We start from the raw sequence: 15,309 nt of genomic DNA, 5'->3' as shown, positions 1-15,309 counted from the left end.
CAAAACAGGAAGGAATGACCATGAACCTATTCAAGAAAACCCTTACCGCTGCGGCCGTGACTGCCGCACTGTTGCCAGCCCAGGCCGTCCAGGCCGGTGAAGTGGAAGTGCTGCACTGGTGGACCGCCGGCGGTGAAGCCCGCGCTGCAGCCGCCCTCAAGGAAATGATGGAAGAACAGGGCCACACGTGGAAAGACTTTGCCGTGGCCGGTGGCGGCGGTGAAGCCGCCATGACCGTCCTCAAGACCCGTGCTGTGTCCGGCAACCCGCCGGCAGCGGCGCAGATCAAGGGCCTGGACATCCGGGAGTGGGCCAAGCTGGGCTTTCTGACCAGCCTGGATGACGTGGCCGAGGCCAACAACTGGAACCAGCTGATTCCGCCGGTGATTGCCGATGTCATGAAATACGAGGGCAACTACGTGGCCGTGCCGGTCAACGTGCACCGGGTCAACTGGCTGTGGGCCAACCCCGACGTGCTGGAGCAGGCCGGCGTCAAAGTACCGACCACCCTGGATGAGTTCTACAAAGCCGCCGAGAAGCTGGAAGCGGCCGGCGTGATTCCCCTGGCCCACGGTGGCCAGCCCTGGCAGGACGCCACGGTGTTCGAGGCGGTGGCCCTGGCCGTGATGGGACCGGAAGACTTTGCCCGGGCCTTCGTCGAACACGATATGGAAGTGATCAACAGCCCGATGATGGAAAAGGTGTTCTCCGAATTCGCCAGGGTGATGAGCTACGTCGATGACAACGCCGCCGGCCGGGACTGGAACACTGCCACCAGCATGGTGATCCGTGGCGAGGCGGCCATGCAGATCATGGGTGACTGGGCCAAGGGCGAATTCACCGCTGCCGGTCTGACCCCGGGCGAGGACTACATCTGCGCCCCGGCGCCGGGCACCACCGGAGAGTTCACCTTTAACGTCGACTCGTTCGCCATGTTCAGCCTGAGCGACGAGGAAAACACCGAAGCCCAGAAAGACCTGGCCCGCACCATCCTGGAGCCGGAGTTCCAGACCGTGTTCAACAAGGCCAAGGGTTCTATCCCGGTGCGTACCGATATGGAAATGTCCGGCTTCGATGCCTGCGCCCAGGCCTCCATGGACACCTTCAAGAGCAGTGCCGATACCGGCGGACTGGTCCCGAGCTTCGCCCATGGCCTGGCGACCACCAGTTATATCCAGGGCCAGATCTTTGACGTTGTCACCAACTTCGTGAACAACGACGACAAGGATCCCGCCCGGGCTACCGATCAACTGGCAGCCGCCATCCAGGCCGCCATGTGATCAGGCGGAGGCCACCCGTCAGATTACATGACGCGTGGCCTCCGATCCTTTCGGGAGACATTTCATGGAACACATTCAACGCCAACCTGTCCGGGTGGCCCGGTCGCGTCCGAGCCTGCTCGACGCGCTGCAGCGCTGGCTGCCCAAGCTGGTTGTGGCACCGACCTTTGTGCTGGTCGGTGTCGGTATCTACGCCTTCATGATCTGGACCGGTGTGCTGTCCTTCACCAGTTCCAGTTTCCTGCCGGTGTATGAGTTCGTCGGCTTTGAACAGTACGCCAAGCTGATGGCCAATGACCGGTGGCTTACCGCCTCGGTTAACCTGGGGATTTTTGGCGGCCTGTTCATCGCCTGCTGTCTGGTGATCGGAGTGGTACTGGCCATTTTCCTGGACCAGAAAATCCGCCAGGAAGGTGCCATTCGCACGATTTACCTGTACCCCATGGCCTTGTCCATGATCGTCACCGGTACCGTGTGGAAGTGGATCCTCAACCCCAGCCTGGGGCTGGAGAAGCTGATGCACGACTGGGGCTGGACCTCGTTCAGCTTCGACTGGCTGGTCAACTCGGACATGGCCATCTACACCATCGTGATGGCCGGGGTCTGGCAGGCCTCAGGGTTTGTCATGGCGCTGTTCCTGGCCGGCCTGCGGGGTGTCGACTCTTCCATTATCCGCGCTGCGCGGGTCGATGGCGCCAGCCTGCCGCTGATCTACTGGAAAATCATCCTGCCGTCCCTTCGGCCGGTGTTTTTCAGTGCTGTCATGGTGCTGGCCCATATCGCCATCAAGAGCTTTGACCTGGTGATGGCCATGACCGCCGGTGGCCCGGGTTACTCCACCGACCTGCCAGCGGTATTCATGTACGCCCACACCTTCACCCGGGGCCAGATGGGCCTGGGTTCCGCCAGCGCCATGCTGATGCTGGGTGCGATTCTGGCCCTGCTGGTGCCTTACCTGTACTCCGAACTGAGGGAGAAACGCCATGACTGATGTCGTCCGTACCGGCTTTCGTCCCAGCCGCGTGGCTGTCTACGGCGTGTTGCTGCTGGCCGCGCTGGTTTACCTGATCCCGCTGTTCATCATGCTGGTGACCAGCTTCAAGACACCGATGGACATCCGCACCGGCAACCTGATGGCCCTGCCCACCGACTGGACCACCATCGGCTGGACCAAGGCCTGGTCCGAGGCCTGTACCGGCGTGGATTGCGGCGGTATTCGCGGTTACTTCTGGAACTCGTTCAAGATGACCGTGCCGGCGGTGCTGATCTCCACCCTGCTGGGCGCGTTCAATGGCTACGTGCTGTCCAAATGGAAGTTCAAGGGCTCCAACCTGTTCTTCGGCATGCTGCTGTTCGGCTGCTTCGTGCCCTTCCAGGTGGTGCTGCTGCCCATGGCGGCGACGCTCGGCCAGCTGGGTCTTGCCAACACAACCACCGGCCTGGTGCTGGTGCACGTGATCTACGGGGTGGCCTTCACCACGCTTTTCTTCCGCAACTACTACGTGGCCATTCCGGACGCCCTGATCAAGGCAGCCCGGCTGGACGGCGCCGGCTTTTTCACCATTTTCTTCCGCATCCTGCTGCCCATGTCCACACCGATTTTCATGGTGTCGCTGATCTGGCAGTTCACCCAGATCTGGAACGACTTCCTGTTCGGCGTGGTGTTCGCCAGCGGCGACAGCCAGCCGATCACAGTGGCGCTGAACAACCTGGTCAACACCAGCACCGGGGTGAAGGAATACAACGTGGATATGGCTGCGGCCATGATTGCGGCGCTGCCGACACTGGTGGTCTACATCGTCGCCGGCAAATATTTCATCCGGGGGCTGACCGCCGGATCTGTCAAAGGTTGATCTGAGAGGATAACAACAATGTCTCAACTGGAACTGCGGAGCATCCGCAAAACCTATCCGGGCGTGGCCGAGGAGACCCTCAAGGGGATCGACATCGACATCGCGTCCGGGGAATTCATCATTCTGGTGGGCCCCTCAGGCTGCGGCAAGTCCACCCTGATGAACACCATCGCGGGCCTGGAAACCATCAGCGACGGCTCGATTGTGCTGGATGGCAAGGACATTTCCACCATGGAACCGAAAGACCGGGATATCGCCATGGTGTTCCAGTCCTATGCTCTATACCCGACCATGTCGGTGCGCGAGAACATCGCCTTCGGTCTGAAAATCCGCGGTCTGCCAAAGCACGAGATCGACCAGGAAGTTGAGCGGGTGGCCGATCTGCTGCAGATTTCCCAGCTTCTGAACAAGAAGCCGGCAAACCTGTCCGGTGGCCAGCAGCAGCGGGTGGCCATGGGTCGGGCCCTGGCCCGCCGACCGCGCATCTACCTGTTCGACGAGCCGCTCTCGAATCTCGACGCGAAGCTGCGGGTGGAGATGCGCACCGAGATCAAAAAGCTGCACCAGCGCTTGAAAACCACCATCGTGTACGTCACCCACGACCAGATCGAGGCCATGACCCTGGCGGACCGGATTGCCGTGCTCAAGGACGGCGAGCTGCAGCAGCTGGGTACACCGAAAGAGGTGTACAACACACCGGCCAACCTGTTCGTGGCCGGCTTCATGGGCTCGCCGGCCATGAGCTTTGTGCCGGTCACCGTGGAGCAGGGCGGACAGGGATTGTACGCGCAGGTGCAGGGCAACAACGGTAGCGAACTTGAATTGCCGTTACCGGACTACCTGTCCGACCGTGTCGGCCGCCAGGTGATCCTCGGCATTCGCCCGGAACACATCACCCAGCCCCAGGACCAGAAGAACGATCAGACCCTGGTCACCAAGGGCGAGTTCACCATCGAGGTGACCGAGCCCACGGGCCCGGATGTGATCGCGCTGATCCAGCTCAACGACACCAACGTGCATTGCCGGATTGATCCGGAGCACCCGGTGACCTGGGGCGAGACCGCCGAGCTGATGTTCGATATGAAAAAAGTGGTGTTCTTTGATCCGGAGACGGAACAGCGGATTGCTCCCCACTGATGCTTAAAGCTGCTCCAGGTTCGCCAGCAGGTGCTCGGCGCGCCGGAGCAGCGCTTCCCGTCGCTCCGGTTTCTGCTTGTCCCAGTTGCGGTACATCATGCCCATGCGGGGATTGCCCGCAAACTCATTCCGGTGCCGGTCGATGAAATGCCAGTACAGGGCATTGAACGGGCAGGCATCTTCCTCTGTGGCTTTATTCACCTTGTAGCGGCAGTTGCTGCAGTGGTCCGACATGCGCTGGATGTACTTGCCGCTGGCGGCGTAGGGTTTCGACCCCAGATAGCCGCCGTCGGCATGCATCACCATGCCCAGCACATTGGGCAGTTCCACCCAGTCGTAGGCGTCAGCATACACCGCCAGGTACCAGTCGCAGATCTCCTCGGGTCTGATGCCGGCCAGCAAGGCGAAATTACCGGTGACCATCAGTCGCTGGATGTGGTGGGCATAGGCATTGCGCCGGGTGGCGTCGATGGCCTTGTGCATGCAGCGCATCTTTGTCTCACCGCTCCAGTAGAACCAGGGCAGGGCGCGGGTGTTGCCCAGACGGTTCTCCCGGGCATACCCCGGCATGTTCAACCAGTAGATGCCCCGGACAAATTCCCGCCAGCCCAGTATCTGCCGGATGAAGCCCTCCACCGCATTGATTGGCGCGCGGCCGGCATACCAGGCCTGAGCCGCGGCTTCGCATACGGCCAGCGGGTCTAATAGCCCGCAGTTGATATAGGGCGACAGGATGGAGTGGAACAGCCAGTCCTCCGTGTCCGAGATGGCGTCCTGGAAATCCCCGAAACAGGACAGGGCGAAGTCGATGAAGTGTTCCAGGGCCGCCTGGGCATCCTCGGAAGTCACGGCGAAATGGAAGTCCTCCGTGGTGCCGAAATGGTCGGCGAAGTGCGCGTCGACCAGGGCGATGACTTCGCCGGTGATGTCGTCGGGTTCAACGCGGAAGGGCGCCGGCGCCGGCGGCTTGCCGGTCCATTTCTTGCGATTGTCGGCATCGAAGTTCCACTGACCGCCTTCCGGCTCACCCTCCGGTGTCATCAGTAACCCGGTTTTCTTGCGCATTTCCCGGTAAAAGAACTCCATTCGAAGCTGTTTCCGGCCTTTTGCCCAATCGGCGAATTCCTGTTTGCCGGCGATGAACCGGGTATCCGGTCGGATCTCCACCGACACGCCGAGGCGCTCATGCCACTGGCTGATCTGCTCATGCAGCCGCCACTCGCCGCACTCGGTGGTGATCACCTTGTTCGCATTCAGCTGCTGAACCTGATCTGCCACTACCGCCTCCAGGCTCTGGTGCGGGTTGTCGGGATGGTGGTGCTGGTAATGCACCTGCCAGCCGTCCTTCTGCAGGCGGGCGGCAAAATGGCGCATGGCGCTGAACAGCAGTACGAGCTTTTTCTTGTGATGGTTGGTGTAGCTGGCCTCGTCATGGACCTCTGCCATGACAATCACATCCCCGCAGGGATCGGCTCCGTCGAGGGCGCTGAGGTTGGGGGAGAGCTGATCGCCCAGAATGAGAATGACGTTGGCCATGAACGGACTCCGGCAGTTGCGGGTTACACCAAAGAGGTAGCCAGAATACGCCAAGGGCGCAAGGGTGGTTCAGCGCGGGGGGTGCTAGACTGAACATCATGATCAGCTGACCCGAATCAAACCCTTCAGGGCCGGAGTCGGCGATAATGTCTATAAAGAAGGGGTCAGAAGAAGGCTTTCTTCTGACCCCATTTTCACCGACCAACCCAGAGTTACCTATGGCCTCCAACACCGCCACCGCGACCAAGAACGACCTCCCCGCCTTCATCTGGGACGACGCCCTGATCCGGCGTTACGACCTCAGCGGACCCCGCTACACCTCCTATCCGACGGCGGTGGAATTCACCCCGAACTACCGGGTCGAGGACATGGTCAAGGCGGCCGGGCGCAGCAAGGCCGCGGGTGGCCCGATCTCGCTGTACACCCACCTGCCGTTCTGCGCGCACCTGTGCTACTACTGCGCCTGCAACAAGGTGATCACCAAGAAACGCGACAAGGCCATGCCTTACGTGGAGCGGGTGCTCAAGGAAGCGGCGATCCAGTCGAAACTGTTCGGCGCCGACCGCCCGGTCCAGCAGCTGCACTGGGGTGGTGGCACGCCCACTTTCCTGCCGAAGGATGTGATGCAGCACCTGATGGCAGGGTACGGTGAACTGTTTAATCTGCAGACCGGCGACGACCGGGACTACAGTGTGGAAATCGATCCCCGGGAAGTGGACCAGGATACCCTGCCGACCCTGTGGGACCTGGGCTTCAACCGCATCAGCCTGGGCGTTCAGGATGTGAACCCCGAGGTGCAGAAGGCGGTCAACCGCATCCAGCCCCGGGACATGACCGAGGCGGTGCTGAATGAGGCGCGCAGGATCGGCTTTCGCTCCATCAACCTGGACCTTATCTACGGCTTGCCGTACCAGACTCCGGAGAGCTTTGCAGAGACCCTGGAAGCGGTTATCGAGATGTCCCCGGACCGGCTCTCGGTGTTCAGCTACGCGCACCTGCCGGACCGGTTCTATCCCCAGACCCGGATCCAGGCCGAGACTCTGCCGAGCCCGCAGCAGAAGCTGACCATCCTGCACAATACGATCAACCGCCTGCTGGAGGCCGGTTACGAGTACATCGGCATGGACCACTTCGCCAAGCCGGATGACAGCCTGGCGGTGGCCCAGCGGGAAGGGCGCCTGCACCGGAATTTCCAGGGTTACACCACCCATTCGGACTGCGATCTGGTGTCACTCGGTGTCTCCGCCATTGGCCAGACTGACGACGCCTACTTCCAGAACAACCACGACCTGCCGGCCTGGGAAGCAGCCATCGACGCTGGCCAGCTGGCCACGGTCCGTGGCGTGAGCCTGAGCCGCGACGACCGCATCCGCCGCTGGGTCATCGGCCAGCTGATCTGCCAGTTCCGCCTGGACCGCCAGCAGTTCGCCGACGCCTGGGGTGAGGATTTCGACCGCTATTTCGCCGACGAGCTCAATCGCCTGCGCCCGATGATCAAGGACGAACTGGTGGCCGACGAGGGCCAGGTGCTGCAGGTCCAGCCCGCCGGCCGGTTGTTGATTCGCGCTATCTGCCAGATCTTCGACCTGTATCGGAAGGAAGGGGCCAGCCAGCGGTTTTCGCGGATTATCTGAGCGCCGGGCAGGGACCTGAGTGGCGGGGCAGATTCCAAGACGGGGTCAGAAGAAAGCTTTCTTCTGACCCCATTTTCACACCCGAGTTAGCGCCAATTCCCAAAGCCAGGTTCCAGGACGGGGTCAGATGAAAGCTTTCATCTGACCCCAACTTCACTCCCCACGCCACTCCGCTGACAAAGGTCAAGGCACCCCGGCCCCCCAGCCGATACCCTCTAACTACCCAATTCCAGCGGAGAAACCCATGGAACTCGTGTGCCCGGCCGGCAGTCTGCCGGCCCTGAAAACCGCCGTGGATAATGGTGCCGACGCGGTCTATATCGGCTTCCGCGACAGCACCAACGCCCGCCAGTTCGCGGGCCTGAACTTCAACGACAAACGCGCCGCCGAGGGCATCGATTACGCTCACTCCAGAGGCCGCCGCGTGTTCTGCGCCATCAACACCTACCCGCAACCGGATGGCTGGGAACAGTGGAAGGCTGCGGTCGACCGCGCCGCGGGCCTGGGGGTGGATGCCATCATTCTCGCCGACATGGGCCTGCTCGATTATGCCGCGAATCGTTATCCGGACATCCCCCGGCACCTGTCGGTACAGGGTTCGGCCACCAGCTATGAGGCCCTGTCTTTCTACAAGGACAACTTCGATATCCGCCGGGCGGTGCTGCCCCGGGTGCTTTCTCTCGATCAGGTACGCGGCGTGGCCAAACACAGCCCCGTGGAGCTGGAAGTGTTCGCCTTCGGCAGCCTGTGCATTATGGCCGAAGGGCGCTGTTACCTGTCGTCCTACCTCACGGATGAATCCCCCAACACCCGCGGCGCCTGTTCACCCGCCAAGGCCGTGCGCTGGCAGGAAACACCCCAGGGTCTGGAGTCGCGCCTGAACGACGTGCTGATCGACCGTTACGGTCAGGGTGAATCCGCCGGCTACCCGACCCTGTGCAAGGGCCGGTTCGAGGTGGAAGGCAGCGTCTATCACGCCATCGAGGAGCCGGTCAGCCTGAACACCCTGGACCTGCTGCCGGAGTTGCAGGAGCTGGGCATCAGCGCCGTCAAGATCGAGGGCCGCCAGCGCAGCCCGGCCTACATTGCCGATGTTGCCCGCACCTGGCGCCAGGCCCTGGATAACCTGGCTAGAACGCCGGGTATGTTCACCGTGGAGAATGACTGGCGCAACACCCTCTCCGGACTTTCCGAAGGCGGCCTGACTACCCTGGGCGCCTATCACCGCAAGTGGAAATAAGGTTCTGCCAATCATGATGAAACTCTCTCTCGGACCCATCCTGTGGTTCTGGTCCAAGCAGACCGTGTTCGATTTCTACGCCAAGGCGGCCGAATGGCCGGTGGATACTATCTACCTGGGTGAGGCGGTTTGCTCCCGGCGCCGTGAACTCAAACCGGACGACTGGTTTGATCTGGCCCGGGACCTGAAGGCCTGCGGCAAGGAGGTGGTGATCTCCACTCAGACCCTGATCGAGTCGGAGGCCGACCTGCGACGCCTGCGCCGGATCTGCGATCAGAACGAGTTCCTGGTGGAGGCCAACGACCAGAGCGCGGTGCAGGTCGCCAGCCGTCATCAGATTCCATTTATTACCGGCCCCTCCATGAACATCTACAACGTCGCCACCCTCAAGGTGCTGGCAAAGCAGGGACTGAAAGGCTGGAACCTGCCGGTGGAGCTGGGCAAGGAGACGCTGGAACAGCTGGTCACCGGCCTGAAGCATGAAGGCCTGGATCTGCCAGCTGAAGTGTTTTCCTGGGGCTTCCTGCCCCTTGCGTGGTCATCCCGCTGTTTCACGGCCCGTCACTACAACCTGCCCAAGGACAACTGCGAGTTCCGCTGTCTGCAGCATCCGGATGGCATGGAGTTACGATCTCGAGAATCCCAGGAGCTGTTCCGCCTGAACGGAATTTCCACGCTCTCGGGCTCCCGCTACGACCTGATGCGGGAGCTACCGGAGATGGAGCGGATGGGCGTGAATACGGTGCGCCTGAGCCCGGAACATCAGGGCATGGAGGAAGTGGTAAAACGCTTTGATCAGGTACGCCGGGGAGCAGTGCCTGCCACCGACCCGCTGCAGCTGGTGGAAGCACCACCCTGCAACGGGTACTGGTATGGCAAGCCGGGGATGGATCTGATCGGGTGAGACCGATCAGTCCCGAACAGGTTTGACGCCGGGAAAACGGTCAGACACATAGGTGCTGTGGCACTGGATGCAGTTGCCTGTCATTTTGCCGAACAGCTGGTGTTGCTTCTCCGTGTCGTCATTCCTGCCGGCCTCTGCCAGCGATGCCGCGAGTTGATGAAACTCCTTGTCCAGCTGGATAAAGCCTTCCGGTACCGCCGACATCAGATCTTTACGATCCTGTTCAGTGAGTGACTGCTGCAGGATAAAGCTGTCGTGAATATCCTGGGCCTGCTTCGCAACCTTGTCATGCTGCCCCATAACGATGGCCGAATGAATCTGCCCCATCGCCGTCTGAATGGACCGCATCTCTTCACGCAGCAGTCGATCCAGTTTCTCGGTCAGCTTGGGAGTGACCGGTTCGGAAGCCGTGGCAGCGAATGACACGGTAAGGCTCAGGAGGAGTATGCTCAGAAGCGATCCGTTCGTTTTTGTCATGGTGATGCTCCTCTATCAATGAATGGTGAGCGCCTTTCAGGCTATCACTGTTGGCCGTCAGACCCGTTGAGATATGTTAATTGTCCGTCGTCTGTCGAATCCTCACGCCTATCGGACCTGGCGGAAGCGGACCAGCCCAGATCCGCCAGGATGACGTAGAGCGCCGGCAGTCCCAGTAGCACGATGAGGGTGGAGACCAGCAAGCCAAACACCACGGAAATCACCAGTGGAATCACCGCCATGGCCTGGGTGCTGGTTTCTGCAAGCAGGGGCAGCAGGCCGGCTATGGTGGTGCTGGTAGTGATCAGGATGGCCCGGAACCGGTTCCGGCTGGCGGCACCGGCAGCGTCGGCAGTGCTCATGCCCTGTTCCCGATAGGACTTTATGAACTGTACCAGCAGGATCGCGTTGTTCACCACGATGCCGGCCAGGGACGCCGCGCCGATCAGCGAGGGCATGGAAAGGTTATAGCCCATGAGCAGATGGCCCCAGACCGCCCCCATGAACGCCACCGGAATTGACAGCATCACGATGAGCGGTTCCAGGTAGCTGCGGAACTGGAATGACAGGATCAGGAAGATGCCCAGCAGGCCGATCAGCAGGCCCCGGGCGATCGACTGTCCGGTTTCCCGGGAGCGGGCAGTCTGTCCTTCCACCTGTAGTGTGATTTCCGGCCATCGTTCGCGAAGCTCCGGAAACACGCGATTCTGGAGATCGGTGATGATGGCATCGGCGTTGGTTTCCCGGCCGTTCACATCTGCCGACACCGTGACGGTGCGCAGGCCGTCAATTCGGGTCACCTGGGCCCACTGGCGTTCGTCGGTAATGTCGGCGACCTCCCGCAACGGAATCATCTGGCCGTTCCTGCCGGTGATGACCGTGTCTTCCAGAAACGCCCGGGTGGTGCGCTCCGCGCTGCTCTGGCGCACCAGAATCTCGATGTGCTGGTCGCCGATCTGGACGGTATCGACAATATCGCCCAGCAAGCCGGTGCGGATCTGGCCGGCCACATCGCTGGCGGTCAGGCCCAGTGCGAGGGCGCTGTCCTTGAGTGTCAGGATACGCTGGGGTTTGCCGGGGCGCAGGTCGTCCAGCACGTTGAAGGTGCCGGTGTAGTCAGCCACTTCGTTGCCCAGGTAGCGGGCCGCTTCCTTGAGCTGGTCCAGATCGCTGCCCTGCAACCGGATCTCGATGGGAATGCCTGCCGGGCCGAACCCCGGTTCCTGGATATTCAGGGCGATCAGGCCGGGAATGTCACCGATTTCCTCGTACCAACGGTCGGTCAGGGTGGCCAGGTCGACGGTGCGGTTTTCTGCAGTGAGCAGGTCAGCCATTACGGTGGCCACATGGGCGCCTTTTTCGCCGGCCCCGGCGTGCTGGTTGAAGCGGGTCTGGACATTGCGCACCAGGGCCTGGTCGTCTGGCTGCTGCGGGCTGTATTCCTCGTTCAGCCGGAGCATGGCTTCGGTAATGCGTTTGGTGATTTCCCGGGTCTGGTGCAGTGGCGTGCCCTGGGGCATGAGGAGCCGCGCTTCGAGTACATCACCGTCGATTTCCGGCATGGCTTCCATGCGCACGTGGCCGCCCGCCATCAGACCGACAGAGCCCAGCAGGATGATCAGCATGCCGGCCAGAACTCCGTAGCGATAGCGGATGGCTGTATCGGCCAGTTGCCCCACCTTTTCCCGGGTGGCTTCAAAGCCCCGGTCAAAGCGCGCGCGAAAGCGGGAAGCGGGTTTGTCCCGGCCTTTGCCCAAACCACTTTTCAGGTGATGGGGCAGAATCCAGAAGGCTTCGACCAACGAGGCGGCCAGGGCGGCAATCAGCACCACCGGTAAGACTTCCAGTACCGAACCCAGCTCACCGGCCAGAAACGCCAGAGGAACAAACACCGATACCGTGGTCAGGAAGGAGGACAACACACCGGGGAGGATCTCCAGCGTCCCGTCGGTGGCGGCCCGCAGAGGCGTGGTGCCTTCGTTGGCATGGCGGGCAATGTTCTCGGTGATCACCACCGAGTCATCCATCACAATGCCGATGGCCATCAATAGCGCCACGAGGGTGATCATGTTCAGGGACAGCCCGGTCAGTGCCATCATTACAAAGGCGCCGGCAAAGGCCGCCGGCAGGCCAAACAGCGCCCAGAAGGCCAGCCGGGGCCGGAAGAACAGGGCCATCACCAGCCCCACCAGCAGCAGGCCGGTGATGCCGTTGCCAACCAGCATCTGAAGGCGGTCCCTGACGATGGAAGTCATGTCCTGGGTGATCTCCAGGTTGACGGTGCCATCCCGGCGGGCAGTTTCTTCGGCAATGAATGTCTGCAGTGAATCCATCACCCGCAGGGCATCGTCGTTCCGGTTTTTGTGGATTTCCAGAATGATCGCCCGCTGGCCGTTGAACTCGGCGCGCTCTTCCTGCCGTTCATAAGTTTCAGACAGCGTGGCGATATCGCCGAGGGTAAGCACGGCTCCGGCCCGGCCGCCCAGCACTGGCAGGTTGGCCAGCGTTTGCAACGACCGCCGTTCATCCACAAACCTTAGCTGGATATCACTGCTTTCGGTTTCCAGGGTGCCCAGGGGCATATCGACGTTCTGGCCGCCGATGGCCCGGGCAATATCCTGTACGCCCAGGCCATACTGGCGTAAGCGATCCCGGGATAGTTCCACCTGCCACTGGCGTTGGGACAATCCCACAGGCACCACATCAGCCACGCCGTCGATGGCAAACAGGCGGTCTTCCAGTTGTCCGGTGTAGCTTTCCAGGTGGGCGAAGCTCATGGGCCCGGTGACGGCGATGGCAGCCACCAGGTCGGTTCGATAAAGCTCCCGGATGATCGGATCTTCGGCTTCTTCCGGCAGGTCGGTCAGGGCTTCGATTTCCGTGCGGATGTCGTCCAGGAACCGGCCCATGTCGCCACCGGGTTCCATGCTGGCAATGGTCTGGGCCTGGTTGTCCCGGGCCGTGCAGGTTATCTCCTGTATATAGTCCACCCGTTGCAGGGCTTCACCCAGACGCTGACAGATGGCTTCCTCCACGTCGGCCGCCGTGGCACCCCGGTATTCCATGGTGATGCTGACTTCCGGCGGCAGATAGTCCGGAAAGGTTTCCCGGGTAAGTTTGGGAACGGCAAACAGCCCTGCGGCCAGAATCAGAATCAGCAGCAGGTTAGCTGCCGTGGGATGGCCCGCGAACCAGCGGATCATGGTTGATCTCCCGGGGCCAGCGGGGTGCCGTCGATGGCGGGTACCAGGTCATCCAGAATCAGCCGGTCGCCTGGTTTCAGTCCCTCGCTGATCACGGTCTGATCACCCTGTTGCCAGGCAACGGTGACTTCCCTGCGTTGCAGACGATTGTCTTCATCGGCGAGGTACACCACACCCTGATGAACCGAGCTGGCCGGAATCACGATAACCGGCCTGGGCGTGGTGGCGCTAATACTGGCCTGCACGAACATGTTTCGCACCAGCGGCGGGCGGGCCGGCGGATTGGCGTTGCGGTAAGGCTCTTCCACCGAGATAACGGCCTGAACCGTCCGGGTGGCCGGGTCGAGGCTGCTGGTGACCCGGGTGAGTTTTCCGGGCCAGTGGGCATCCGGCACGTTGGTAGGCGTTATCCGGACTTGCAGATCGCCCAGGGGTAACTGGTCATGAAAGTCGGTGAAGTGATTGGTAGTACCGGCTTCGGAATCAGGCAGGCTGTCACCCGACAGTTGCGACAACACCCGGCGCAGTTCCGGTATTTCCAGCTGTACTGTGGCTTCGGCCCGGCTGATGCCGTCGGCGATGAACAGGGTCTGGCCGGGGCTGACATACTGGCCGGTGTCGATGTCGGCCTGATGTACCCGCAGGTCCCAGGGGGCTTCAAAACGGGTGTCTTCCAGGTCTTCCCGGGCACTGGCCAGGGCCGATTCCGTTTTGGCCCTGCGGGCTTCCAGAGTATCCCGCCTGACCGGAATCAGGTTTAGCTGGTTTCGCAGACTCTGCACCGCCTGTTCCTGCTGCAGGGTGGCCCGCTGTTGCTCGTCGTACCGGGTTTGGGACAGGGCGCCCCGCGCCGCCAGGGTTTCTGCCCGCTCCAGCTCCCGCCTGGCCAGTGTCAGCCGGCGCTCTTCAAGCTTCAGCAACTCCCCAGTGTTGCGCTCTTCCTGTTCCAGTTGACGTAGCTCGGCTTCAATACCGGCCAGGTCCGCTTTGGCGGAGGCTTCGGCCAGTTCATAGCGGGTGGGGTCGATCTCAAGCAGGCGGGTACCCTCGGCGATCAGGTTGCCGCTCTCCAGATCCGGGTGTTTCCAGATAACCCGCCCGCCAACATTGGCCACCGCGTTCCAGGTCTGGGCCGGCAGCACCTGGCCATAGCCCCGGGCTTCAGTGCGGAATTCCCGGGGCGTAACTTCCATTATCCGCACCGGGGTCGCGGCTGCCTGCGCCGCCGCCCGTTCCGGCGGCTGTTTCAGCTTGACCATGATCACCACGAAGGCAATGCCGGCGATCAGGGCCAGAGCCAGAGTCAGTTTATTTTTCCGGGTCATCGGGCATCTCCTGGAAGCTGGCGCTGTAAAGTTTGAAAATTCGGGGAGCCGCTTGCTCAAGGGTGGCAATCTCGCCACTGACCATACCCTGAACCACCAGTCCCTGAATGGCCCCGAGGTACAGCACCGCCGCTGCTTCGGTATCCATGCCGGGAGCTATTCGCCCCTGTTGTATGCCGAGATCCAGCAGTCCGACCACCTTCCTGCGGTAGCGGGCGAGGGTCTGGCGGATGATTGTTTTGGCGGCGCCATTGCCGGGCTTTTGCAACTCACCCAGCATCAGGCGGGGAATGCCCGGATGCCGGGCGATAAACCTCACATGGGCCAGGAACATGGCTTCCAGAGCCTGATCGGCGAGCTCATGCCGGTCTGCTTCACGGAAAACCTGGCTTGTCAGCTGTTCCGATACCCAACCAGCCACCGATTCCCACAACCGGTTCTTGTTGGGAAAGTGTTTGAACAGGGCGCCTTGCGACAGGCCAACTTCATCGGCAATCCGGGCTGTAGTGAGGGTGGCCGGGTCCTGGTCGGCACAAAGCTGGACGACCGCCTCGATGGTGGCGGACTGGCGCAGTTCGGTGCTCTGGTAGGTGCGCTTGGAGCCTTTTGATTTTGCTGACATGGTGGTGCCAAAAAAAAGTGAGTAATTGCTTTAGTCTGAGAGCTCGCAGCGGTTTTTGCAAGAACCCTGGAACGTGGGGGTTCCTGAGGTCGGGATGA

Annotated in this window: 12 protein-coding genes; 7 read left to right on the top strand and 5 right to left on the bottom strand. The window is 61.5% G+C overall.

Annotated features, from left to right (window positions below):
* The first annotated feature begins 20 nt into the window (after positions 1-20).
* From DET50_RS13010 to DET50_RS12995, 4 genes are all read left to right on the top strand, one after another.
* Positions 21-1,280 carry an ABC transporter substrate-binding protein gene (locus DET50_RS13010; protein WP_113863290.1) on the top strand — a complete coding sequence of 420 codons (1,260 nt, stop codon included), beginning with the start codon at positions 21-23 and terminating at the stop codon, positions 1,278-1,280.
* Positions 1,281-1,344: 64 nt separating this feature from the next.
* Positions 1,345-2,271 carry a carbohydrate ABC transporter permease gene (locus DET50_RS13005; protein WP_113863272.1) on the top strand — a complete coding sequence of 309 codons (927 nt, stop codon included), beginning with the start codon at positions 1,345-1,347 and terminating at the stop codon, positions 2,269-2,271.
* Complete coding sequence (locus tag DET50_RS13000) at positions 2,264-3,133, top strand: carbohydrate ABC transporter permease (RefSeq protein ID WP_113863271.1); 870 nt, start codon at positions 2,264-2,266, stop codon at positions 3,131-3,133. Before DET50_RS13005 ends, DET50_RS13000 begins: the two co-directional genes overlap by 8 nt.
* 18 nt (positions 3,134-3,151) lie before the next feature.
* The gene (locus tag DET50_RS12995) at positions 3,152-4,270 is read left to right on the top strand and encodes an ABC transporter ATP-binding protein (protein ID WP_113863270.1); all 1,119 of its coding nucleotides are present in this window, start codon (positions 3,152-3,154) and stop codon (positions 4,268-4,270) included.
* A 3-nt stretch (positions 4,271-4,273) separates the two neighbouring features.
* Here the strand turns inward: DET50_RS12995 and DET50_RS12990 are convergent, their stop codons facing one another.
* Positions 4,274-5,806 carry a cryptochrome/photolyase family protein gene (locus tag DET50_RS12990; protein ID WP_113863269.1) on the bottom strand — a complete coding sequence of 511 codons (1,533 nt, stop codon included), beginning with the start codon at positions 5,804-5,806 and terminating at the stop codon, positions 4,274-4,276.
* A 218-nt stretch (positions 5,807-6,024) separates the two neighbouring features.
* Here DET50_RS12990 and hemN point away from each other — a divergent pair, with 218 nt between their 5' ends.
* The 3 genes from hemN to DET50_RS12975 all read left to right on the top strand — a co-directional run bounded on the left by hemN (position 6,025) and on the right by DET50_RS12975 (position 9,584).
* Positions 6,025-7,440, top strand: coding sequence for an oxygen-independent coproporphyrinogen III oxidase (hemN, locus tag DET50_RS12985; protein ID WP_113863268.1), 1,416 nt, complete (start codon positions 6,025-6,027; stop codon positions 7,438-7,440).
* A 244-nt stretch (positions 7,441-7,684) separates the two neighbouring features.
* Entirely contained in the window at positions 7,685-8,680 is a 996-nt protein-coding gene (gene ubiU, locus DET50_RS12980) for a ubiquinone anaerobic biosynthesis protein UbiU (RefSeq protein WP_113863267.1), read from the top strand.
* 13 nt (positions 8,681-8,693) lie between these two features.
* Positions 8,694-9,584: a U32 family peptidase gene (locus DET50_RS12975; protein WP_113863266.1), complete on the top strand. Its 891-nt coding sequence runs from the start codon at positions 8,694-8,696 to the stop codon at positions 9,582-9,584.
* A 6-nt stretch (positions 9,585-9,590) separates the two neighbouring features.
* On the opposite strand, the gene DET50_RS12970 is transcribed toward DET50_RS12975, so the two are convergent.
* Genes DET50_RS12970 through DET50_RS12955 form a run of 4 tightly spaced genes read right to left on the bottom strand, consistent with a single transcriptional unit; the run spans position 9,591 to position 15,211 of the window.
* Positions 9,591-10,061: a cytochrome c gene (locus DET50_RS12970; protein WP_113863265.1), complete on the bottom strand. Its 471-nt coding sequence runs from the start codon at positions 10,059-10,061 to the stop codon at positions 9,591-9,593.
* A gap of 44 nt (positions 10,062-10,105) precedes the next feature.
* Entirely contained in the window at positions 10,106-13,264 is a 3,159-nt protein-coding gene (locus DET50_RS12965) for an efflux RND transporter permease subunit (protein ID WP_113863264.1), read from the bottom strand.
* On the bottom strand, positions 13,261-14,589 hold the full coding sequence (locus tag DET50_RS12960; RefSeq protein WP_113863263.1) for an efflux RND transporter periplasmic adaptor subunit: 1,329 nt from the start codon (positions 14,587-14,589) through the stop codon (positions 13,261-13,263). The genes DET50_RS12965 and DET50_RS12960 overlap by 4 nt, the downstream gene beginning before the upstream one ends.
* Positions 14,573-15,211: a TetR/AcrR family transcriptional regulator gene (locus DET50_RS12955; RefSeq protein WP_113863262.1), complete on the bottom strand. Its 639-nt coding sequence runs from the start codon at positions 15,209-15,211 to the stop codon at positions 14,573-14,575. Before DET50_RS12955 ends, DET50_RS12960 begins: the two co-directional genes overlap by 17 nt.
* Positions 15,212-15,309 lie beyond the last annotated feature (98 nt).

This window comes from Marinobacter pelagius (assembly GCF_003315345.1).
Classification (GTDB): Bacteria; Pseudomonadota; Gammaproteobacteria; order Pseudomonadales; family Oleiphilaceae; genus Marinobacter; species Marinobacter pelagius_A.
Note: the sequence above shows the minus strand (reverse complement) of the source record. Positions and strands in the feature narration are given on the sequence as shown.